Genomic DNA, 20,767 nt, shown 5'->3' on the forward strand with positions numbered 1-20,767 from the left:
TTACAGCGATTAGTTATAACAAAACTTTACATCGTGTCCTATTTTGCGCGGATCTCGGCTTTACCCCTGTAAGAGCGGCATCGAAGCGAAGGGGAATCGAACGGTTTAAGGTTGTGACCATATTATTTTTGAGAGTTAAAGCTTTAAACTGAATATTCCTGTGTGTAGGGTTGTGGAGGAGTTTACCAGTCTTCCGGCCCTTGAGCTACAAAACGCTTGGCACGTTCTCGTTTTTCTTCTTCTGTCAAATCGTCATAACTTCTTTTTGGGTATTCCTTAGCCATTCTTTCATCAAATTCTTTTAATGTCTCCCCTTCCTTCAGAACATCATCTTCCTCTTCAGATACAACAGCAGGAGGAACGGTTTTTATTTTCTTCTGTCCTTCTGAAGCTTTTTTAGCCTTAACCATGATTGATTTTCCTATTATTGGAATGAACAATTTTTATAATTCTATTATACTCTATAGGCAAGAGAGAAAAATTATTCATAAATAGCCTCAGAACCTTTGGGAACAATCCACCGGATTCTTTCACCGGATGTTGTAGGGTCACGCTCCCATAATGCAATTATTTTGAATTTTATATCTTTATTAATTGATGCGTAAACATCATTATTTGAACGTTCATAAGATTTACGCTCTAACGCTTCTAAAACTCGTTGGGCTTCAGCTTGGGTTTTGAAGTCAGGACAATTGCAATCTGACTGGGTGCAACTGGGTAAACCTGACTGGGGATTAGCATTAAGTAGGTAGGCGGGATTAAACTTTTTCATGTAACAATATGTAAAGGAGGCTTAGATCATCCATTAGAGAGCGTTAGAACGATTTACAATCGTTTACATAGGGAGATTTTATAGAGCCTACCTACTTATCGCTTGATCAACTCAGTAGACGATCTTTGGCGGTCGTAGCGAGAATTAGGTTAAACTAATCCTGTCCGCAGAATCTCAGTGTCTTCAGACCTGAGAGTGTCAAGTAAATTATTATCTTCCTATGCTTGAAATATCCTCTCCCTTAGCCCATAAAATTATTGGTGTTGGTGTGATTTGGAATCATCAAAAACAAATTTTAATTGATAAACGACCTGCCAAAGATTTATTGGGAGGACTGTGGGAATTTCCAGGGGGAAAACTGGAGGCGGGAGAAACCCTAGAAGATTGTATTAAACGGGAAATTCAAGAAGAATTAGCAATTGAAATAGAAGTCGAAGATCATTTAATTACTATTGAACACACCTATACCAATTTTAAAGTAACTTTAAATGTCTATCACTGTCGTTATTTGAGTGGCGAACCCCAGCCTTTAGAATGTGATGAAATTCGCTGGGTCACTTTAGATGAGATTGATCAATTTCCCTTTCCTAAAGCCAATGAAAAAATTATTGCCGCGTTGAGAAATAATCCCTAAGTCAAATAGATGAATCCCCACCGTAAAATGGGCGGGGTGGATGTCAAGGAGATTACTGATTCTGTTCTTTTTGGAATATGGGAATAGAAACTTCAAAGGCGGTAAAATTATCTTGATCTCGGTAACAGAGAATTTCTCCTAGATGTTGTTCTACCACAATTTTATAACTAATTGATAACCCTAAACCTGTTCCTTTGCCCACCGGTTTTGTGGTAAAAAACGGGTCAAAAAGCCTGTTTTTGACCTTATCTTCAATGCCAGGGCCGTTATCTCGAATCGTAATTCTAACCTGTTCTAAAGGGGGTAATTTCCCCTTATATTCTTTCAAATTCGGATGAATGATCTCCGTAGTAATTTTAATGATTCGAGGTTCGGGCTGATTATCTAAGGCATCAATTGCATTCCCAATCAGATTCATAAACACTTGATTTAACTGTCCGGCATAACATTCAACCTTGGGTAACTTGCCATATTCCTTGATTAACTCAATCCCACCGGATGATCCTTTGGGTTTTAAGCGATTTTGTAAGATTAATAATGTACTATCAATACCATCATGAATATTGACAGGCTTCATTTCAGCTTCATCTAATCGTGAGAAACTTCTCAAAGACACTACAATTTGACGAATCCGATCGGCTCCCATTTCCATTGAAGATAGAATTTTTGGTAAATCTTCTGATAAAAACTCTAATTCAATTTCTTCAGCTTTAGCTTGAAGGGCGGGAGTCGGAATCGGATAAATTTCTTGATACAATTCCAACAATTCTAAAATATCTTGAGTATATTCCTTGGCATAGGTAAGATTGCCATAAATAAAATTAACCGGATTATTAATTTCATGGGCAACTCCCGCCACCATTTGTCCTAAACTCGACATTTTTTCACTTTGAATTAATTGGGATTCCTTCTGTTTTAAATCCTGTAGGGCTTCACTCAGATGAAAGGCTTGGGTTTGGGCTGCTAAGGCCGCCGCCCGGGTTTGGGCATATAATTCCGCCTGGTCAATGGCGATCGCTAACTGATCCACCACCGCCCGTACAAGCTCCACCTCACTGTCCCGCCAGGGTCGATATTCCCCATAATGATTACAAACCACAGCCCCCCGTTGACCCGATCGGGTTTCCAAGGGTAATAATAAGAAGGAAAAAATCCCCGTCGCTTGTAAAAACCGACAGGTTGATTCATCTAAAGCCTTTGTGGTGTGAATATTATCAATTTTAATTGTCTGGGCCATCCGAATTTTTTCGGCTAACAGAAGGATTTGTTCCGGGGGATAGTCCTGCAAACCATTAGATAAATTGGGATTTAGGGATTCGTGGGTGACGGTAAAACTCGCTTGTTGATTGGGTTGAATGTGCAAATACCAGAGGAAATGACATTGATCCACCTGCAATAAGGCCCGAATTTCACTCACGGCCGTCCCCAAAATCGTATCAATATCTAAGGAATCCCGAATCTGACTCGCCAACCGAAATAATAACCCTTCCCGGCGACTTTGCAGTTCTTCCCGCGCCTTCACCCGATCAATCCCAACGGCCAGAGCATTTGCCACCCATCCCAAAACCCCCCGAGCTTCATCATTGAGGGTGGAGTGGCTACAAATTGCCATTAACCCCACTAGACGACCTTCCACCACCAAGGGAAAATCAAAGGTGAGATTTTTCATTAGGGGTAGGGGGTAGGGAATCGAACAGGTTAAAACATCGGTTTCGGTAATATTATGTTCATGAACAGTTAATCCGGCATTGGCTTGGAGTTCTAATTGATTGCTATTAAGATTTAATGTCCAAATTCCCACCCCAGCCACATCGGGATACTGGGCGATCGCTTGTATACAACGGCCTAGAATCCTGGCAATCGACCCCCCATGTCCCAGGGCTGTTCCCACTTCTGCTTCCAATTGAGAAAGCCTTGATCGCTCTAATAATAGGGTTTCAGCTTGTTTTCGTTCCGTAATATTCCGCGAAACCGCAATAATTTCATCAATGTCTTGTGAGTTCTGATTTCTCAAGCCATGACAGGTACTTTCAAACCAGATATATTCTCCATTGTGACATCGAATTCGGTAACTCAAGGTATAAATATCTTGACTATTTCTTAATAGCAAATATTTCTCTTGAGTCCCTGCCAAATCCTCGGTATGAATCAAGTCATAGACCGATTTCCCGATCAATTCTTCCGGTTGGTATCCCAATAATTGCTGACTGGCCGGAGAAGCATATAAATAAGTGCCATCGTTGCTATGTCGAGAAATTAAATCCGTCGCATGATCAGCCAAAAGTCGATAACGGGCCTCACTTTCGCGCAAAGCATCCTCAGACTGTTTGCGTTGGGTAATATCGGTTTGAATTCCGATAAAATGGGTTAAACTTCCTTCTCGATCGCGCACCGGAGAAATCGACAGTTCATTCCAGAAGTAATTGCCATCTTTACGATAATTTTTTAGGGTAACGCTACAATCAGTATTTTGGGCGATCGCATCCCGAAGACGAGCTAATTCCTTTGGATCAGTATCCTCACCCTGAAGCATCCGACAATTGCGTCCTAAAACCTCCTCCTGAGAATAGCCCGTTAATTTTTCAAAAGCGGGATTACAGTAGATAATCGGACAATCGGTGGCGGTAAAATCGCTAATCATAATTCCGCTAGGACTGGCAGTAATCGCCCTTTCCAGCAATTCCATCCGCACTTCGGACTGTCGGCGTTCGGTAATATCAATTCCCGTAGCAATCACATATTTGATCAAGCCATTCGCCTGAAATAAAGCCGTATTTGACCAAGTAATCCAATGGCGTTGGCCATTAGGTTTAACCCATTCGGTTTCCCAAGCATTTAAACGGGTATGATTGGGGATTAGAGGAACCGAATTTTGAGTTTTCACTGATTTGGGAGGTTCGTCAAACTCAATCATCATCCCTCCAGAATGCGGTTGACTACCAGAATCCAAGGGTAATAGGTTGACCCCCAACTCATCAAAGGTTTTTCCTTCGACTTCCTCGGCGGAATATCCCGTCAGTTGTTCACAGGTTCGATTAAACCGAATAATTCGACCATCGGGATCAAGGACAATCACTAAGGCACTAACTGTGTCGAGAACAGCACAAACAAAGTCTCTTTCTTGACGAACTACTTCCCAGACTTGCTTGCGTTCATTAATAATATCTTCTAGTTGACTAAGTTTTGTTTTGGAGTGAATCAGTTGACGGTGTAAATTAATTTGGCTAATAATTTGATTATTGAGGGATTGTAACGCCTTAATGGTTTCCGGTGATAACTCCCGGGGCTGATAATCCATAATCGACAGCATCCCCACCATTAAATTATCAGCCGTGATTAAGGGAATACCCAGATAAAACCGAATGCCATGATCCTGTTTAACTAAAGGTTGGCTAGAAAACCGTTGATCATTCCAGGTATCGGGGATGATAATTGGTTCTGGGGATAGTTTTAAGGTAGAGTTAGAGGAGTTTGGGGTTAAGGAATGATCGGGATCTTCTTGATCCTCCCTTAACGACTGAAATTGACACTGCAAGTAGATAATAAACTCGCAGAAATTCAAGTAGGGATGTATTTTTTCCGTTAAACCCACCTGGGATTTCAACCACTGATGGCTGACATCCATAAAGGTAATTAAAGCAATCGGCGTCTGGGCTAGATGGGACGCTAAGTGAGTCAAATCATCAAAGGGAATTTCAGCAAACCTGTGGATGACCTGAGAAAGATTATTGCCCTCTGGGCTGAACATGGTTTGACCTAAAAATCTTGCATTCATGATCGGTAATTACCATACAAAGGGAGTGGCTAGATATCAGCAACTGGGTATTTAGCTTTTTGGGATGAGATGTTCATATTAACTGAGGGGTCAAGGGTTAGTCGCTAACACCTCAACACCTTAACACCTCAACACCCCAACTGTTACCCGACATCTGATTTTTGTTTGACTCGCCTTAGCTGTATGACATTGTTTGTCCAAACGTCCTGATCTCACACAACTTTTTTAATCTACTTTAATCTTAACAAAGAAAGATCCAATTTTTCGCGATTAGATCAATCAGAAACACCAAAAACAGATTTGATCAAATTTCTTAATCATTATTCGGCTTAAAAGTATAGAATTGTTGATATTAAAACGAACGAATACTTTTCAACTATAATGAAAATAATAGATAGTCGGACTCAGATCCAACAATCAAGGCTATTTTTTATAGGTTTGATTACAGATGAGCAGGGCATCTCGACTCACGGAACGTCAGCACCCCGCGCTGAAGCGACGGGGCTTCGTGCCTCACCTTCAACGATAGTTGACCAGCTTAAGTGCCTTGTGTACTACGTTTTTTGAGTCATGACACCCTGTTGGATGCGTTCTTTGCAGCGTGGCGTTAGCCATAGCTAGTCCCTGGCTCTGTCGTTAGTGGTTAAACATCTTTATCGGGTTAAGGAAGTGCTGCTAACCTAACAAGCTCTTAAAACATTGGCGAAGCTAACTTTACCCTAGAAATAGGAGTTAGGAGGGCAACCATACCCTCCTCCCTGAAAGGGGAAATATAAAGCCTAACTAGAAGTTAGGGGTTTCTACCCATTTTTATGATGAATCACTATGTCAGTATCTCAAAGTTCTATACTCACCATTTTAGCCGTTGACGATAGTAAAGTCATGCAAGGACTCGTCCAACAGGCATTAGGGAAAGAATATCGTGTCCTTGTTGCTGATAATGCTGTAGACGCTTTATCCACAATTTACCATGAAGCTGTTTCGGTTTTACTTCTGGATGTGGCCATGCCGGGAATTGATGGCCTAGAACTCTGTCGCACCGTTCGTAGTATTCCTCAGTTTCAAAATTTGCCTATTATTATGTTAACAGCAAGGGACGGTGCTTTTGATAAGGTTCAAGGCCGTCTAGCGGGCGCGAGTGAATATCTCACTAAACCCTTTGATGCTCAAAAGTTATCGGAAGTTGTTAGTCAAGTTTTGCAATTACAGCAAATTAATCCTCAAGGTTATCCCCACTAAACACTAAAAAAACAGGAATCTCTAGTAATATTATTTTTCCCATTCCCCAAAACCCATTCCCCAAAACCCATTCCCTATTCCCTATTCCCTTTAAAAAAAGTTAAACTGTTCTTCGGTAATTCGGTTCGCTTCATACAAGGTTTCTGCGATTTCAGAAAGGGTTAATACCGCATGGGCTTGATAATTATTATCTTTTAATTTTTCTTTAACTCCGCCTTCGTGATCAATTAAAACCACAATATCATTAACTTTTAATCCCGCAGATTGTAGCTTTTGAGCTCCTTTTATTACACTATTTCCCGTAATTAAAATATCATCCACCACTACAATAGTTTCCCCAGGTTGAAAATGCCCTTCAATTAATCGTCCTGCACCATAGGCTTTAACTTCTTTTCGGGGAAAGATCATCGGACGTTGTAATCTTAATGATAACCCGGTTGCTGTTGGTAAAGAACCATAGGGAATACCCGCAATTCGATCAAAACTTAGGGTTTCTAAAATATCCCCATAGGCACCAACAATTTGATGAAAAATTTGGGGAGTTGAAATAATCCGTCTCAAGTCAATATAATAGGGGAAAGTTTCTCCCGATGCTTGAACATGATCTCCAAAAATAATACAGCCAATATCATACAATTGTAAAATTAAATCTCGATGGGGTTGATGTCTTAAAAAACAAACATCGGGCAACCATAAATCACAGGTAGGATTTCCTTGGATTACCTTTTGTCGTTCCGTGTTAATTTGATCTCTTAACTGTTTGATTTCGGTTTTTATGGTTTCTTTTTCTAATAACTGAGGAGGAATGGGTATTAATAAGCGATCGCCATTTAAACTTAATCCAGAGGCTAAAATTGGGGTTAAATCTTCTACATCCATTAAATCATTTTCTTCAGCTACATCCCCCTCTAATAAGATAAATTGTTCCGGTGCAGCTTGACGAATTTTTGCCAACATATCCGGTACCATTCCCGCTAATAATCCCAATTGTTCAGGAGTTCCCCAGGTTTGAGATACCCGGACTAATTCTAAATATAAAGGTTGTTGAGATTGAGGATATTCTTGAATAATAGAAGCCGAAGGATTAGCCGTGGCACAGGAAATAAAAACCGCTTGATCAGGATAAACTAAAAAGGGTGCAACTTGATCTAATCCGGCATAAGGAGTTAAGGTACAAGCGCCAACCTTTAAATCTTCAAAGACAAAACGAGCAAAAACGGTACTAGAATTCAAATCGCTATGTTTGGCATCTAAAATAATCGGAATATTAGGCGGAATTAATTTTATGGTTTTTTCCAATAGTTTTAAACCAGGTATCCCCAAACCCAAATAAAACCCGAAAGAGAGTTTATAGGCACAGACAAATTCCGAAGTTTCTCGAATAATAAAACCTAGCCATTCCTGCCATTGTTCAATAATATCAGAGCGATCGCCATCAATTCCCCCACAATTTCCAATTTCAAAAATATGGCTATCGGGATCAGGTTCTAGGGCAAGATAAAGTAAACTATTTTGCCGTTCAATTGCTGCCAATAATTGGTTAAAAAAGTTCATTTTTAAGGTTAAATATTAACGGTTTACATGGATTACAGATGTTGATTCCAATTATAACCTCTGGCAAGACCAGATCAAAAAATTAATATTTGTTGATCTGGTCTTGTCGTGCCAACAGGTTCTATGATAAATTCTACCGCTAATAACTGATTACTGATTACTGGTACTGGCGGGTTATTTTAGATCTTTGTTAATTACCTAAATCGCCGATGAACCCGCCCCCTACAACTGATAACTGATTACTGATAACTGATTACTGAAATGTTGAATACAAAAACCATACTCTCAGCCCTGTTAATTTTTGTGCCGATTTCGATTGCGGGTCACTTTTTGGAGTGGGGATCAACTATTGTATTTGTCACCTCAGCCTTAGCGATTATCCCCTTAGCGGGTTGGATGGGAACTGCAACCGAAGAAATAGCCGTCGTCCTGGGCCCGAATTTAGGCGGGTTGTTAAATGCCACCTTTGGGAATGCAACGGAATTAATTATTGGAGTTGTCGCCCTGAATGCTGGATTAATTGATGTGGTCAAATCCAGTTTAGTCGGCTCAATTATAGGAAACCTACTATTAGTTATGGGTTTATCCATGTTCTTAGGAGGTTTACGCTTCAAAGAGCAAAAATTCCAGCCCGTGATTGCCCGTTTGAATGCCTCGGCCATGAATTTAGCGATAATTGCTATTTTAGTACCAACGGCAGTAGATGTTACCTCCATTGGCATTGAGGAATCCACCATGCAAACCCTCTCGGCGGCGGTGGCGGTGGTTTTAATTACGGTTTATGTTCTTACCCTGCTGTTTTCGATGAAAACCCACTCCTATTTATATGATGTGGGAGTGGCCGAAAACGATGAAGACGGCGAAATCACCCCAGAAGAAGCCGGACATGAGGCAGAAAATGTGAATTTAAAGCTGTGGATTGGGGTTTTGTTATTGGCTACCCTAACTGTAGCCTTCGAGTCGGAATTATTGGTGGGGACTTTAGAGGAAGCTACCTCTAGTTTGGGACTAACAGCATTATTTACCGGGGTAATTTTAGTTCCCATTATTGGTAACGCGGCTGAACACGCCACCGCCGTTACCGTGGCTATGAAAAATAAAATGGATTTATCCGTATCCGTGGCCTTGGGTTCGAGTTTACAAATTGCCTTATTTGTGGCCCCTGTGTTAGTTTTAGCCGGATGGATATTAGGCCAACCGATGGATTTGAATTTTAACCCCTTTGAATTAATCGCCGTTGCCGTGTCTGTGTTAATTGCTAATTCCGTCAGTTCCGATGGCCGTTCCGATTGGTTGGAGGGGGTTTTACTCTTGGCTGCTTATACCGTTTTGGGTATTGCGTTTTACTTCCATCCGATTATTGAGGGGATTGGTTGATTATCACTGATCCGGTATTCTATCCCACGAAGTGAACTATGATCCTGAAAACCGATGGCTAGAAATTTTGGGTTGAAGTTCTCAGCCGTGATGACTAGACGCACAACCCAAAACATAATACAATCTACATCGGTTAGTCGCCCTTACGGACACTCCGAAAGGATTGCTGTTAATTTTTTATAGGGAAAGAATAGTGGGTCTTTTTAGTCGTTTTTCGCAGGACATGGGCATTGACCTAGGGACTGCTAACACATTGATTTATGTATCGGGTAAGGGCATTGTACTACAAGAACCCTCGGTTGTCGCTATTGACAGACTAGAAAAAGTCCCGTTGGCGGTAGGAGAGGAAGCCAAAAAAATGTTAGGCCGCACTCCCGAAAATGTAGTTGTGCTACGACCCCTGCGGGATGGGGTGATTGCGGACTTTGATGCAGCCGAACAAATGCTCAAACATTTTATTCGGCGGGTGAATCAGGGAAAAACCCTGATTGCTCCTCGAATTGTGATTGGAATTCCCAGTGGAGTCACTGGAGTAGAACGCCGGGCGGTGATTGAAGCGGCTTCTCAAGCCGGGGCGCGGGACGTGCGACTAATTGATGAACCTGTGGCCGCGGCGATTGGTGCAGGTTTACCCGTTTCGGAAGCGACGGGAAATATGATTGTGGATATTGGGGGCGGTACTACAGAAGTCGCGGTGCTGAGTTTACAGGGAACGGTATTGAGCGAGTCCGTGCGGGTGGCTGGAGATGAACTCAACGATGCGATCATTTTGTATATGAAAAAAGTTCATAACTTAGTGATTGGAGAACAAACGGCTGAGGATATCAAAATTAAGATGGGTTCAGCTTACCCGAATCCGGCCGCCGATGAAGAAATGATTATGGAAGTACGGGGGATTCATTTATTATCTGGTTTACCTCGCACCGTTACCATTAAATCCACGGAGGTGCGCGAAAGTATGGTTGAACCTTTATCGGTTATTATTGATTCGGTCAAACGCACTTTAGAACGCACTCCTCCAGAACTGGCTGCGGATATCATTGACCGGGGAATTATGTTGGCGGGTGGAGGAGCCTTACTCAAGGGTATCGACGCCTTGATTAGCCACGAAACCGGAATTATTACCCATATTGCGGCTGACCCTCTGTGTTGTGTGGTATTGGGCACAGGTCGGGTATTAGAAAATTTCAAACAGTTAGAACGGGTTTTTACTGGGGGTTCCCGAAATCTGTAACAATTGATAATTGGTAATTGACCCTGAAAAAAACAATTATCGAAAAATTGGGTTTTAAACCCCGTCCCTTCGACCGTTCGACCGTTCGACTGGCTCACGGCTCACGGCTCAGGACAGGCTTTTAGCGATAGCGGAGGACGGCTTTATATTAACTTTTGTTAATTTTACAAAGTCGTCTGCTATTTTGTAAAAAAGTCAGGTAAGCTCAAGAAACAACATTAGCACTCCCGTCGAATGCTTAATCTTACTTACAACTACAGGTTAAAACCAAATAAAGAACAAATAGAAATAATTGAGCATAATTTAGATGTTTGTAAATCCGTCTGGAATTATGCTCTGTATGAAAGAAAACTTTGGTATAATTCTCGTAGTTGTAAAGTAAATATGTGTTCACTCAACAGTGAATACATAGTAGAACCTTTTGAATATCCATCATACCATAATCAATCCGCTAAATTAACTTTAGCTAAGAAAAATAATGCTTTTCTAAAATCTGGTAATGCTCAAACAATGCAGCAAACCTTGAGAAAATTAGATCGGGCATTTAATGATATGAAAGCTAAGAACATGGGATTTCCTAGATATAAAAAGAAAATGAAATCTTTTAATCTACCCTGTTCGGCTTCGATAGATGGTGACTATCTGAAAATGCCTTTACTCAAAAAGGTAAAGATCAGAAAATCTAGGGAAGTTCCAGAAGGATTTAAGATTAAGCAAGTTCAAATCATTAAGAAGGCATCTGGATATTATGCTAATCTAATGATTGAACTCGATGTTAATGTTCCCAAACCTACTCCCCATGGTCATGCCATAGGAATTGATGTAGGTATTTTAAATATGCTATCAACCTCCGATGGTTTAGTTATTCCCAGACCTAAGTTTCTTGATCAAGCACTGCGTAAGATTCAATTACTACAAAGAAAGCTGAAAAAGAAAGTTTTAGGTTCTAATAATTGGAAAAAACTACAACATCGAATAGCATTATTACACGAAGCAGTAGCAAATAGACGGAAAAACTATCATTTCAAATTAGCTCATCAACTTTGTAGGGATGTGGGAATGATATTTGTAGAAGATATCAATTTCACGTCATGGAGTCAAGGTTTATTTGGCAAGCAATCTTTAGATATGGGATTAGGACAGTTTTTCACAATTCTAGAATATGTTGGCAGCCAAACTGACACTTATTTCTGCAAAGTAGATAAAAATTACACCTCACAGATTTGTCCTAATTGTGGCACAAACACGGGTAAAAAAGAGTTAAGTGAAAGAGTCCATCATTGTCAAGAATGTGGATTTGAAATTGATAGAGATATTGCTGCTTCTATGGTGATTCGAGATAGAGGTTTAAATATTGTGGCGGCTGGTGCATCCGTGACTTAAATTGCTTTTGGAGGCGATCTGACGGGGGAGAAATCCTAGTTAAGAGCCTGTGAAAAAAGAATCCACTCGGCTTTAGCCAGTGGAGGTTCAACAATTATTAATTATTTTCACAGTTAATTTTAATCGGTATGCAAACACGCAGTTGGTGGAGTCGCAGTCGGAATCAATTTTTTTTACTGGGTTTGGCAATTTTAGCCGCTTGGTTAGTGCGACAAACTCAAGGGGCTGCTTTATATGAAATGTATTATTGGGTAACTCGTCCGTTTCATTTATCGACATCAACAGTAATGGAACAGGAAAAAATTGTTCGACAAATTGATCCTCGAATTAATCAGTTAGAAGCTCAAATTCAAGAACTGAAAAACCAAAATCAAAAGTTTCAGGATATTTTAAATTATGTCGCTTCTAAAAAACACGGTAAGGGAATTGTGGCTCCTGTGATTGGTCGCAGTGCTGATTCTTGGTGGAAACAAATTATTATTGGTCGTGGGAGTCAGCAGGGGGTTCGGAATCAGGATTTAGTGGTGGCTCCTGGGGGATTAATTGGACGGGTGATGAGCGTGACACCTAGTACCAGTAAGGTGATGCTTTTGAGTGATCCGATGAGTCGGATTGCGGTGACAATTAGTCGCAGTCGCAATATGGGATTTCTCAAGGGAAATTCGACCGAACAAGGAATCATGGAATTTTTTGAAAGTGATCCTAAAGTCAAGGTGGGAGATGTGGTTGTTACTTCTAGTTATAGCCAGCTTGTCCCTGAAGGTTTGCCCATTGGTAAAGTCGTTTCTGTAGATATGAATAAAGCCCCATCCCCCGAAGCAATTGTTGAGTTTTTTGCTTCTGTTTCTTCTGTGGAATGGGTGATTATTTATCCGAATCAAAAACCAGTCAACAGTAGTCAGTAATCAGTGATCAGTAATCCGTACAATAAATATGTTTTTTCAGTTTTATCAAGTTTTAAATTTGATGATTACCATTATTTCTTTAATGGTTTGTATTTGGTTATCCTTGGTTCGGATTCCTGGGTTAGAACTCTTTGGAATTACCCCGAATTGGGTGTTAATTTGGCTGGTGACTTGGAGTATTAAACGATCTTTTTTACAGGCTATGGTCGGAGGTTTATGCTGTGGGTTGATTTTAGATGGATTAACAGTTTCTTCTCCTTCCCATATTATTTCCTTGGTGATTGTTAGTCTTTTAACTGTAGTGATGTATAAACGAATTATTAAAAAAATTCAAGAGGATTTTATTTCCGTCGCTGTGATTGTTTTTGGAATGGCGATTTTGGTAGAAGCTATCCGAGGTTTTCAATTGAACAGTTTTGGATATTCGGCTTTAGATGAATTATTCCGACATCAACAACGGGTAGCACTGTCCACAGCAATTTTGAGTAGTTTGTGGGCTCCTGTCATCTATCTGCCGCTTAATCGCTGGTGGGCATTTCTGGAAACCTCAAATCAACTAAAATCTTAGGGGCGGGTTTGGTGGAGAGTTGGGTTAATTCACAAAGATCTCACGGAACTCGCTTCTACACGCTCTCAACGAAACTTATATGCTTAAACATAGCGATTTTGACCAAACAGATACAGCAGTTCGCGCTAAAATTCTCAGTGAAGCTCTCCCCTATATTCAAAAGTTTTCTAATCGTACGATTGTGGTGAAATATGGGGGGGCTGCGATGAAAGACAGTAGCCTCAAAGATAAGGTGATGCAGGATATTGTGTTACTATCTTTTGTCGGTATTCGAGTGGTGGTGGTTCATGGCGGTGGCCCAGAAATTAATAGTTGGTTGATTAAATTGGGAATTGAGCCTCAATTTAAAAATGGGTTGCGAGTCACCGATGCTGCAACCATGGATGTAGTGGAAATGGTGTTAGTGGGTCGGGTGAATAAGGAAATTGTTTCTTTGATTAACCAGGCGGGAGGGGAAGCTGTTGGCTTATGTGGCAAGGATGCTAACTTAATTAAAGCTCGTCCCGAAGGTCAAGCGGATATTGGTTTTGTAGGAGAAGTCAGTAGTGTCAATACTAAACTTTTAGAGTCTTTGGTGAGTAGTGGTTATATTCCCGTAGTTTCTAGTGTGGCAACGGATGAAGATGGACAGGCTTATAACATGAATGCCGATACGGTCGCCGGGGAAATTGCGGCCGCCTTGGGTGCTGAAAAGTTAATTCTGTTAACAGATACAGCCGGAATTTTGGAGGATTATCATAATCCTGATACCTTAATTGCCCAAGTTAATATTCAGGAAGCCCGACAATTAATTGATCAAGGAATTGTTTCTGGGGGTATGATTCCTAAAGTTAATTGTTGTGTCAGAAGTTTAGCCCAAGGTGTGCGGGCTGCTCATATTTTAGATGGTCGTGTTCCCCATGCTTTATTACAAGAAGTCTTCACTGATTCAGGTATAGGCACTATGATTGTCGCTTCTGAATTTATGCGGTAAAGATTCACCGATAGTTTTCACCCGATAAGCTGTTGAGTCTCTATGTTACGTGATCCGGCTCAACGCTGTCGCATGGCTCAAGCGATCGCCCAAGGGATTCTGCTATACATGATAGAGAGTAACTGAAATATCGAGCGATCGCCCAGAGACTCAAAATAGTACCCAATTGGTGAGAAGTATCCGGCAACAATATTGGCATCCGTAATAAATTATTTATACCTGGTTATTTAGACTTTCTATATATTGCTTAATTAAAGGTAAAACAGTATAAAAATTGCCTTGCTGTTCGATTAAACACCGTTTTAATAAAGACTGGAGGACATTAATTAAATCCGATGAATTAATTTTACTATTTTCTAACAATTTAACTAAATTAACCGGATGGTTTTCCTTTGCCAATGAAGAAAGCACTTGTTTTTCTATTTCCGATAAGCGATCGCACTGTTGCTGTAAACTATCTTTAATATCTTCAGGTAACAATAGAGTATTATTAATTAATACCTCAATTTCACATTCTCCCAAATCCTGCATCAAATTTGCTATACTCTTTAACCAGAAAGGATTGCCTTGATAGCGTTGAATAATTGTATCCCGGTGATCAATTTCCGTTAACCCATTATCTCTGAATATTTCCCGCGCAGCTACAATATCCAAACCCGTCAGTCGTAAAGTCCGAATTAGAGAATTTTCGCTTTTAACCTCAGTTATAATTCTAGGTTGTTCCCAACCAATTAACACAACACAACTTTGATGAGATAATTCTTTAATTTGTTTAAATAAAGTCCGATAATCTTCATATCCAGACTTATACTTCCCGACCAATTCCCCACTACTAAAAAGATTTTGAATATTATCTAAAACCACTAAACAGCGATACTTTTGCAAATATTTAATTAGAGGTAAAGATTTATGATTGTTTGCAGATAAATCTAACTGTTCAGACTGAGAAATTATCCGAATCAAATTACTTTGAAATTCCGCTAAAGTCGGCAATGAGTCAAAATCACACCAAATTACATACTCAAATTCATCCTTAATTTGTTGAACCAATTGCACCGTTAACGCCGTTTTCCCAATACCACTAATACCCGCAATAGCAATTAGGCGACATTGTTCTTGTAAAATCCAGGTAGTCAGGGTTTCTAGTTCAGGAGTGCGATTATAAAAAGCACCCAAATCAGGCATTTCACTTAAATCATTATGCAGAGTTTCAGTTGATTCTGACTGAGAAATATCCTCATTTTGCTGATGTGGGTTTGGTATATCTGGCGGATGTCTACTTTCTCCACAAATATTAAAACTATGACTAAAATTATTATTAACATTTTGTGCAAAGTTGAAAAGATTAGAGTCTTGTAACCTCTCAATTGCAGATTTAAAATTCGATTTATTAACATCTTCCCCTAACTCTTTTGCAATAATTTTCCATAATTTTGATCCTGCATTTCTCACATTACTCACCGAACAATCAAAATCCTTAGCAATTTGTTTGTATGTATCATGTTCCAGTGTTCCCCGCAATACCGCTTCCTCTAAATCATCAAGATGCTTACCAGTTTTAGCAAATACTATATCATCAGCCACTTTTAACATTTCTTTAAGGTTCATTACGGCTAGGAGATAGGAGAGTTTTGTGTATTATAGCGCACATTAGCGGACTTTTTTAGACAATTTTGTATATTTTTGTATAAAACTAGATTTCAAGAAGACAAAGGTTGGTAAAAATTGTTGACAAAATAGGATATTTTGGGGCTAGACAAAACTTCGATTTTTAAGAAATAATAAAGACAGTATTCAAATATCAAACTAGGAATTACAAATATGAGTTTTGAAGATATCGCCCGTCAAGCTGTTGAAAAAGCTTTTGAACAGGGTACGGAGACTGTTGTAGAAAAAACTACGGGTATTGATGGAAATACAGTCAAAACAGTCAAAGCAGTTGCAGAAACTGGTGCTGCGGTAGGTGCGGCTGCCAGTGCAGCTACGGGGTTGACTGTTGCAGCAACTTCAGGAGCAGGAATTACTTCGGGTTTAGCTGCCGCCGGTAGCGTGGTTGGTGGTGGGATGGCTGTTGGGCCTGCGGTATTAGCAGCAGGCCCAGCTTATCTTGGGGCAAAAATAATGAATGAAACTTTGTTCAAAGACCAACCTGACTTGTCTGAGGAGGAGAATGATGCTCGTGCAAAGGCAAGAACAGCTACAAATATTGGGGCTGCTGCTGGTATAGCTGGTGCTGGTATAGCAACGGTAGCTGGCGGTGCTTCTGGTGCTGCAATTATGGGTACCCTTGCAGGGATCGGTGGTGTTGTTGGGGGAGGTGCAATTGCTGGTACTGCCATCGTTGCGGCTGCACCTGTTGCGGCTGCTGCGGCTATTGGATACGGAGTATATAAACTTTTTGGAGGTAAAAAGTAGCTCAATTTCTACCTGTCCATTTAAGCCACTGCCATGATATCAATCTGATAATGATATAGAGAGCGATCGCATTCTTAAAATAAAGAGCGATCGCACTTTATTGTAATAATTGTAGGGAGAGCGATCGCAGTCTTAAAAAAGCGATCGCCTACACCAATATAGAATATTGCTTAACTGAGTGTTTGTATTGTTGAATTGCTTGTCAGGTTAGCATCAACTGTGGCTAATTTTAAATCATAGTAAATGGCTGTAGCGGCAATAAATCGGTCTGCGGGGTCTTGATGGGGTAGTGAAATCTGGCGACTTAAAATAGCAATAGGGTGATTAATTTGGGCTTCACGAGTTTCTAGGGTTTTTAAAGCTAAGTTAACCCATATAACCGGATCAGGCTGTAAAGATATCCGTCCTTTTTCTGCAAGAATGAGTGTCTCCCAAATGCTAATAGGACTCAACCAAAGTTCAGTGTTAACATCTGCAATTACCGTTTGAAGTTGGATTGATAGGCGTTGGTCACCGAGTAAATACCACAGCCAGATGTGGGTATCGAGTAGAATTTTCACTCTAAAACCTCCCAAGGTTGGGCAACAGGAGTGATTAAATCTCCTAATATTTCACCGCTTCCTTTCATAGCCCCAAAAGCGGGGCGTGAGGGTTGGCTGTTGGCGGGATAGATAATTACTAATGGTTGCCCTTCATGGATGACAGTTAGAGGGGTTTTAGTGCGTTCAACCTCTATCAATAGAGTTTGCAAGGTTTGGGGTAATTCAGTTGTAGTAATTTGTGTCATTTTTTAACGGTTCACAATCTGATCTATTTCTATTATATCAATGTGATCATTGTAGTCCAAGCGATCGCACTCTTAAATAAAAAAGAGCGATCACACTTCCTTGTAATAATTGTAGGGAGAGCGATCGCACTTTCTTTTAATAATTTTAGGGAAAGTGATCGCAATGCGTCAAAAGTTCATGGCGATCACCTAAAATATAAAGGGCGAACACCCATTAGGATCAACCCATAAACAACAACCCCCGCACAGCTTATGACCCTAAAAGAACAACTCCTGCAAGCAATTGAAACTTTGCCGAGCGATCACCTTGCCGAAGTCCTCACCTTCGTTAACTCTCTTGCGGGCAAACCTCGTAACACATCCGCTAGATCCTTTCTGGCTCATCTCAAGACAATCGGCACTTGGTCAGGGGACGATTTCCAAGAATGTTTAGAAGCCGTCAAATACTCACGAGGCGAAATACAATTTGACTACAACCCCAATCCCTATCAACTTACTCTAGTAACAACTGATAAAGACTTTCAGCGCATTCAAGCAGTACAACCATTCGACTTGGAATCTTGGATCTGAACATCGCCCCTATGAATATACGGTTTTTTCGCTGTAGTGTATTAAATTGAAGCTAATTAGAAGATTTAGTTAAAGTGATCCCAATGACAAGGAAGATCGATGAGATTGCCCTTCATTATCATTGCGATTGTTAGTCATTTTTGGGATCTTTATAATTATAATTAATAGTTAAATTAATCAGTAGAGTTGACGATGCGAACTATTGGATTAAAGGTAACGATAACAAGCAATGGCAAGTTGTTAGTCGATTCTCCTGTAGATATACCAGTGGGTCAGTATAATGCCGTTCTCGTTATAGAAGATCAACCGATTTCGGATCAGGCTCAAACTTCCGTCCAAAAGGCTCAAGCTATTTTCAGGCAATATATTCCTGCTGGTAGAAAACTCTCGGAGGAGTTGATTCAGGAGCGGAAATTGGAGGCGACAGGTGAGTGAAGTTGTTTTAGATGCCTCTGCTGTCTTAGCTTTACTGAATCAAGAAACGGGTAGCGAAGAAATTTCGCGGTTTATTGGAAATGCTGCTATCAGTACCGTTAACTTGTCTGAAGTGATAGCAAAGTTAGCAGAAGCAGGAATAAATGAAAACGTCATTCAGCAGATTCTATCTAATCTAAATCTTGAGGTTGTAGCTTTTGATCAAGAACAAGCATTAAAGTCGGGAATGCTGCGACCAAAAACTAAATCAATTGGGCTTTCATTTGGTGATCGCGCTTGTCTAGCGTTAGGGATTTCTCTTAATCAACCTGTTCTGACAACTGATAGATTGTGGAGCAATCTTAGCCTTGCAGTTGAAGTCCGAGTGGTGCGTTAGATTGAAGCTAATTAATTAGAATATTTGCCTAATCGGTGTAGTTTTAATTGTAGGTAGGGAAAGCGATCGCATTCTTAAAAAAGGAGCGATCGCACTTTATTGTAATAATTGTAGGGAAAGCGATCGCACTCTTACAAAAAGAGCAGTTATCTAACATTAATTAGCAGCCCAAAGAACAGAAATATCGCTGTATTGCTTGAATATTGAATCAGCACTCACCAGCGTCATATTCTCAATTTGAGCCTGAGCAATCAACATACGATCAAAGGGATCTCGATGATGTAATGGCAATGCAGATGATCGCAGTGCATGAGGTGCTTTGATTTCTAAATATCGCATATCTAACTGCACCATACGACTAGAAATGTAGGTATCTATTGGCTCTGGCAATGGTAATTTTCTGATCGCAACTTTGATCCCAATTTCCCAAACACTAGCAACAGAAAACCATAATTCATTACTTTCATCGGCAATCTGTGCGATCACTTCTTGATTTAATCGCTCAGGTTGGGCAAACCACCACAACCAGCATTGGGTATCCAACAATAATTTCACTGTTCATTTCCTTCATTCAAATGCTGCCAAAATTTCTTGGGGTAACGGTTCATTAAAGTCGTCTGGTATGATAAATTTACCTTGATCTTGCCCTAAACTCGCCCGTCGATTGGATGAAGGACGAAACGGAATTAACTTCGCGATCGCCACCCCTTGATTGGAAATAATAATTTCTTCTCCAAGTTCTACACGAGACAATAACTCAGAGAGATTTTTTTTGAAGTCGTTGGGTAAGTTTTCAATCTGAAGTTTAGCCATGACGATCCCAGAATTACTTAATTTATTATATCACCAGTTTCCATCATATCAATGTGATCATTGTAGGGAGAGCGATCGCCTTCTTAAAATAAAGAGCGATCGCACTTTCTTGTAATAATTGTAGGGAGAGCGATTGCTTAAGATATAATCAAAACAACCCATCTAAGAAAATAGCTCAATCATGAAAACACAACTTAATCAAGAGGGACAGATTACTATACCTCCTGAAATTCGTGAGCGTTTAGAACTGAAACAGGGAGATGAATTCCTATTAATTGTTACCGGAAATGAAATTAAGTTACAACCGATTCAAAGAAAATGCCTGAGTGAATTTCGAGGAGTTTTACCAGCTACTCAACCTTATTCGGGTAAAACAACTATACGCCAAGCTGTAGCTCAATCTTTAGCTCAGAAATCTAATCAGTCATAATCATGAGTAATTATTGGGTAGATGCCAATATTTTATTAAGGTTCATTACCAATGATCCCCTCAATCTCGCTGAACGATCTGCTAGATTTTTACAGAAAGCTGAACAAGGGGAAATTACACTCAAGGTATCTTCAATTGTTGTGGCTGAAGTGGTTTGGGTATTAATTTCTTTTTATGGTTATTCTCGACAACAAGTTGCAGATGTTTTGATAGGTTTGTTAACATCAGAGGGTATTATTCTTGAATCTAGTGAGCAAGTAATAGCAGCCCTTGATAGTATGGCGACAGCAAATGTTGATTTTGTTGATGCTTATCTTGCAGAAGTGGCTCGTAAAGAAAATGAGTCTGTTGCTTCTTTTGATCGAGATTTCAAACGTTTAGATATACGTTATATAGAGCCAGATTAATTAATTTTTGATTGGATTCATGGGAATGAGTTAGTCTATTATACCACCAATTTCTATCATGACAACGTGATCATCACAAGAAAGTGCGATCGCATTCTTAAAAAAAGGAGCGATCGCACT

Annotated in this window: 23 protein-coding genes; 14 read left to right on the forward strand and 9 right to left on the reverse strand. The window is 40.1% G+C overall.

All coding sequences use genetic code 11. From position 1 onward, the window contains the following. Window positions 1-182: 182 nt before the first annotated feature. Together AC559H_RS15270 and AC559H_RS15275 are read right to left on the reverse strand one after the other, a co-directional pair. Window positions 183-410, reverse strand: a complete 228-nt coding sequence (locus tag AC559H_RS15270; RefSeq protein ID WP_036831929.1) for a hypothetical protein — start codon at window positions 408-410, stop codon at window positions 183-185. 71 nt (window positions 411-481) lie between these two features. After that, window positions 482-772, reverse strand: coding sequence for a hypothetical protein (locus tag AC559H_RS15275; RefSeq protein WP_026785428.1), 291 nt, complete (start codon window positions 770-772; stop codon window positions 482-484). 220 nt (window positions 773-992) lie between these two features. Between AC559H_RS15275 and mutT the strand changes: the two genes are divergently transcribed. Continuing rightward, a complete protein-coding gene (gene mutT, locus AC559H_RS15280; RefSeq protein WP_026785427.1) occupies window positions 993-1,406 on the forward strand; it encodes an 8-oxo-dGTP diphosphatase MutT in 414 nt (137 codons plus the stop codon). 52 nt (window positions 1,407-1,458) lie between these two features. Here the strand turns inward: mutT and AC559H_RS15285 are convergent, their stop codons facing one another. Beyond that, window positions 1,459-5,181, reverse strand: a complete 3,723-nt coding sequence (locus AC559H_RS15285; RefSeq protein ID WP_071782615.1) for a PAS domain S-box protein — start codon at window positions 5,179-5,181, stop codon at window positions 1,459-1,461. Window positions 5,182-6,006: 825 nt separating this feature from the next. Between AC559H_RS15285 and AC559H_RS15290 the strand changes: the two genes are divergently transcribed. Further along, window positions 6,007-6,420 carry a response regulator transcription factor gene (locus tag AC559H_RS15290; RefSeq protein WP_026785426.1) on the forward strand — a complete coding sequence of 138 codons (414 nt, stop codon included), beginning with the start codon at window positions 6,007-6,009 and terminating at the stop codon, window positions 6,418-6,420. A 90-nt stretch (window positions 6,421-6,510) separates the two neighbouring features. Here the strand turns inward: AC559H_RS15290 and AC559H_RS15295 are convergent, their stop codons facing one another. Further along, window positions 6,511-7,974 (reverse strand): bifunctional orotidine-5'-phosphate decarboxylase/orotate phosphoribosyltransferase, encoded by a 1,464-nt coding sequence (locus AC559H_RS15295; RefSeq protein WP_026795923.1) that lies wholly within the window; start codon window positions 7,972-7,974, stop codon window positions 6,511-6,513. Between the two features lie 261 nt (window positions 7,975-8,235). Here AC559H_RS15295 and cax point away from each other — a divergent pair, with 261 nt between their 5' ends. The 6 genes from cax to argB all read left to right on the forward strand — a co-directional run bounded on the left by cax (window position 8,236) and on the right by argB (window position 14,414). Continuing rightward, window positions 8,236-9,351 (forward strand): calcium/proton exchanger, encoded by a 1,116-nt coding sequence (cax, locus tag AC559H_RS15300; RefSeq protein ID WP_026795924.1) that lies wholly within the window; start codon window positions 8,236-8,238, stop codon window positions 9,349-9,351. Between the two features lie 193 nt (window positions 9,352-9,544). Then, window positions 9,545-10,585, forward strand: coding sequence for a rod shape-determining protein (locus tag AC559H_RS15305; protein ID WP_071782712.1), 1,041 nt, complete (start codon window positions 9,545-9,547; stop codon window positions 10,583-10,585). 234 nt (window positions 10,586-10,819) lie between these two features. Further along, on the forward strand, window positions 10,820-11,968 hold the full coding sequence (locus AC559H_RS15310; RefSeq protein ID WP_036831933.1) for an RNA-guided endonuclease InsQ/TnpB family protein: 1,149 nt from the start codon (window positions 10,820-10,822) through the stop codon (window positions 11,966-11,968). A 128-nt stretch (window positions 11,969-12,096) separates the two neighbouring features. Then, the gene (mreC, locus tag AC559H_RS15315) at window positions 12,097-12,873 is read left to right on the forward strand and encodes a rod shape-determining protein MreC (RefSeq protein WP_026785422.1); all 777 of its coding nucleotides are present in this window, start codon (window positions 12,097-12,099) and stop codon (window positions 12,871-12,873) included. 61 nt (window positions 12,874-12,934) lie between these two features. Continuing rightward, complete coding sequence (gene mreD, locus AC559H_RS15320; RefSeq protein ID WP_235751400.1) at window positions 12,935-13,441, forward strand: rod shape-determining protein MreD; 507 nt, start codon at window positions 12,935-12,937, stop codon at window positions 13,439-13,441. Between the two features lie 79 nt (window positions 13,442-13,520). After that, entirely contained in the window at window positions 13,521-14,414 is an 894-nt protein-coding gene (gene argB, locus AC559H_RS15325; protein ID WP_026795928.1) for an acetylglutamate kinase, read from the forward strand. A 213-nt stretch (window positions 14,415-14,627) separates the two neighbouring features. On the opposite strand, the gene AC559H_RS15330 is transcribed toward argB, so the two are convergent. Further along, complete coding sequence (locus AC559H_RS15330; protein WP_026798538.1) at window positions 14,628-16,022, reverse strand: helix-turn-helix domain-containing protein; 1,395 nt, start codon at window positions 16,020-16,022, stop codon at window positions 14,628-14,630. Between the two features lie 213 nt (window positions 16,023-16,235). Between AC559H_RS15330 and AC559H_RS15335 the strand changes: the two genes are divergently transcribed. Continuing rightward, complete coding sequence (locus tag AC559H_RS15335; RefSeq protein WP_026785418.1) at window positions 16,236-16,829, forward strand: hypothetical protein; 594 nt, start codon at window positions 16,236-16,238, stop codon at window positions 16,827-16,829. Window positions 16,830-16,999: 170 nt separating this feature from the next. Here AC559H_RS15335 and AC559H_RS15340 read toward each other — a convergent pair whose 3' ends face one another. Both AC559H_RS15340 and AC559H_RS15345 read right to left on the reverse strand, forming a co-directional pair. Beyond that, window positions 17,000-17,389, reverse strand: a complete 390-nt coding sequence (locus tag AC559H_RS15340; RefSeq protein ID WP_026795931.1) for a type II toxin-antitoxin system VapC family toxin — start codon at window positions 17,387-17,389, stop codon at window positions 17,000-17,002. After that, window positions 17,386-17,616, reverse strand: a complete 231-nt coding sequence (locus tag AC559H_RS15345) for a type II toxin-antitoxin system Phd/YefM family antitoxin (RefSeq protein WP_026795932.1) — start codon at window positions 17,614-17,616, stop codon at window positions 17,386-17,388. The genes AC559H_RS15340 and AC559H_RS15345 overlap by 4 nt, the downstream gene beginning before the upstream one ends. Window positions 17,617-17,868: 252 nt before the next feature. On the opposite strand from AC559H_RS15345, the gene AC559H_RS15350 reads away from it, so the two are divergent. From AC559H_RS15350 to AC559H_RS15360, 3 genes are all read left to right on the forward strand, one after another. Beyond that, complete coding sequence (locus tag AC559H_RS15350; RefSeq protein WP_051319544.1) at window positions 17,869-18,186, forward strand: hypothetical protein; 318 nt, start codon at window positions 17,869-17,871, stop codon at window positions 18,184-18,186. Window positions 18,187-18,378: 192 nt separating this feature from the next. Beyond that, window positions 18,379-18,621 carry a hypothetical protein gene (locus tag AC559H_RS15355; RefSeq protein WP_026795933.1) on the forward strand — a complete coding sequence of 81 codons (243 nt, stop codon included), beginning with the start codon at window positions 18,379-18,381 and terminating at the stop codon, window positions 18,619-18,621. Further along, a complete protein-coding gene (locus AC559H_RS15360) occupies window positions 18,614-18,997 on the forward strand; it encodes a type II toxin-antitoxin system VapC family toxin (protein WP_026785416.1) in 384 nt (127 codons plus the stop codon). Before AC559H_RS15355 ends, AC559H_RS15360 begins: the two co-directional genes overlap by 8 nt. A 156-nt stretch (window positions 18,998-19,153) precedes the next feature. Here the strand turns inward: AC559H_RS15360 and AC559H_RS15365 are convergent, their stop codons facing one another. Both AC559H_RS15365 and AC559H_RS15370 read right to left on the reverse strand, forming a co-directional pair. Further along, window positions 19,154-19,552 (reverse strand): type II toxin-antitoxin system VapC family toxin, encoded by a 399-nt coding sequence (locus AC559H_RS15365; RefSeq protein WP_026798539.1) that lies wholly within the window; start codon window positions 19,550-19,552, stop codon window positions 19,154-19,156. A gap of 12 nt (window positions 19,553-19,564) precedes the next feature. After that, the gene (locus tag AC559H_RS15370) at window positions 19,565-19,810 is read right to left on the reverse strand and encodes a type II toxin-antitoxin system Phd/YefM family antitoxin (protein ID WP_026795934.1); all 246 of its coding nucleotides are present in this window, start codon (window positions 19,808-19,810) and stop codon (window positions 19,565-19,567) included. Between the two features lie 181 nt (window positions 19,811-19,991). On the opposite strand from AC559H_RS15370, the gene AC559H_RS15375 reads away from it, so the two are divergent. Further along, window positions 19,992-20,240: an AbrB/MazE/SpoVT family DNA-binding domain-containing protein gene (locus AC559H_RS15375; RefSeq protein WP_036831938.1), complete on the forward strand. Its 249-nt coding sequence runs from the start codon at window positions 19,992-19,994 to the stop codon at window positions 20,238-20,240. 2 nt (window positions 20,241-20,242) lie between these two features. Beyond that, complete coding sequence (locus AC559H_RS15380) at window positions 20,243-20,647, forward strand: type II toxin-antitoxin system VapC family toxin (protein ID WP_026785412.1); 405 nt, start codon at window positions 20,243-20,245, stop codon at window positions 20,645-20,647. Window positions 20,648-20,767 lie beyond the last annotated feature (120 nt).

The sequence above is a fragment of the Planktothrix prolifica NIVA-CYA 540 genome (assembly GCF_963864145.1).
Classification (GTDB): Bacteria; Cyanobacteriota; Cyanobacteriia; order Cyanobacteriales; family Microcoleaceae; genus Planktothrix; species Planktothrix agardhii.

What these genes read in the sequence shown, in the direction of transcription:
- AC559H_RS15330 (WP_026798538.1), bottom strand. Translation starts at nt 16,022, where the DNA reads ATGAACCTTAAAGAAATGTTAAAAGTGGCTGATGATATAGTATTTGCT.
- AC559H_RS15290 (WP_026785426.1), top strand. Translation starts at nt 6,007, where the DNA reads ATGTCAGTATCTCAAAGTTCTATACTCACCATTTTAGCCGTTGACGAT.
- AC559H_RS15285 (WP_071782615.1), bottom strand. Translation starts at nt 5,181, where the DNA reads ATGAATGCAAGATTTTTAGGTCAAACCATGTTCAGCCCAGAGGGCAAT.
- AC559H_RS15335 (WP_026785418.1), top strand. Translation starts at nt 16,236, where the DNA reads ATGAGTTTTGAAGATATCGCCCGTCAAGCTGTTGAAAAAGCTTTTGAA.
- AC559H_RS15355 (WP_026795933.1), top strand. Translation starts at nt 18,379, where the DNA reads ATGCGAACTATTGGATTAAAGGTAACGATAACAAGCAATGGCAAGTTG.
- AC559H_RS15375 (WP_036831938.1), top strand. Translation starts at nt 19,992, where the DNA reads ATGAAAACACAACTTAATCAAGAGGGACAGATTACTATACCTCCTGAA.
- AC559H_RS15380 (WP_026785412.1), top strand. Translation starts at nt 20,243, where the DNA reads ATGAGTAATTATTGGGTAGATGCCAATATTTTATTAAGGTTCATTACC.
- cax (WP_026795924.1), top strand. Translation starts at nt 8,236, where the DNA reads ATGTTGAATACAAAAACCATACTCTCAGCCCTGTTAATTTTTGTGCCG.
- mreC (WP_026785422.1), top strand. Translation starts at nt 12,097, where the DNA reads ATGCAAACACGCAGTTGGTGGAGTCGCAGTCGGAATCAATTTTTTTTA.
- AC559H_RS15295 (WP_026795923.1), bottom strand. Translation starts at nt 7,974, where the DNA reads ATGAACTTTTTTAACCAATTATTGGCAGCAATTGAACGGCAAAATAGT.
- AC559H_RS15275 (WP_026785428.1), bottom strand. Translation starts at nt 772, where the DNA reads ATGAAAAAGTTTAATCCCGCCTACCTACTTAATGCTAATCCCCAGTCA.
- mutT (WP_026785427.1), top strand. Translation starts at nt 993, where the DNA reads ATGCTTGAAATATCCTCTCCCTTAGCCCATAAAATTATTGGTGTTGGT.
- AC559H_RS15370 (WP_026795934.1), bottom strand. Translation starts at nt 19,810, where the DNA reads ATGGCTAAACTTCAGATTGAAAACTTACCCAACGACTTCAAAAAAAAT.
- mreD (WP_235751400.1), top strand. Translation starts at nt 12,935, where the DNA reads ATGATTACCATTATTTCTTTAATGGTTTGTATTTGGTTATCCTTGGTT.
- argB (WP_026795928.1), top strand. Translation starts at nt 13,521, where the DNA reads ATGCTTAAACATAGCGATTTTGACCAAACAGATACAGCAGTTCGCGCT.
- AC559H_RS15310 (WP_036831933.1), top strand. Translation starts at nt 10,820, where the DNA reads ATGCTTAATCTTACTTACAACTACAGGTTAAAACCAAATAAAGAACAA.
- AC559H_RS15270 (WP_036831929.1), bottom strand. Translation starts at nt 410, where the DNA reads ATGGTTAAGGCTAAAAAAGCTTCAGAAGGACAGAAGAAAATAAAAACC.
- AC559H_RS15350 (WP_051319544.1), top strand. Translation starts at nt 17,869, where the DNA reads ATGACCCTAAAAGAACAACTCCTGCAAGCAATTGAAACTTTGCCGAGC.
- AC559H_RS15345 (WP_026795932.1), bottom strand. Translation starts at nt 17,616, where the DNA reads ATGACACAAATTACTACAACTGAATTACCCCAAACCTTGCAAACTCTA.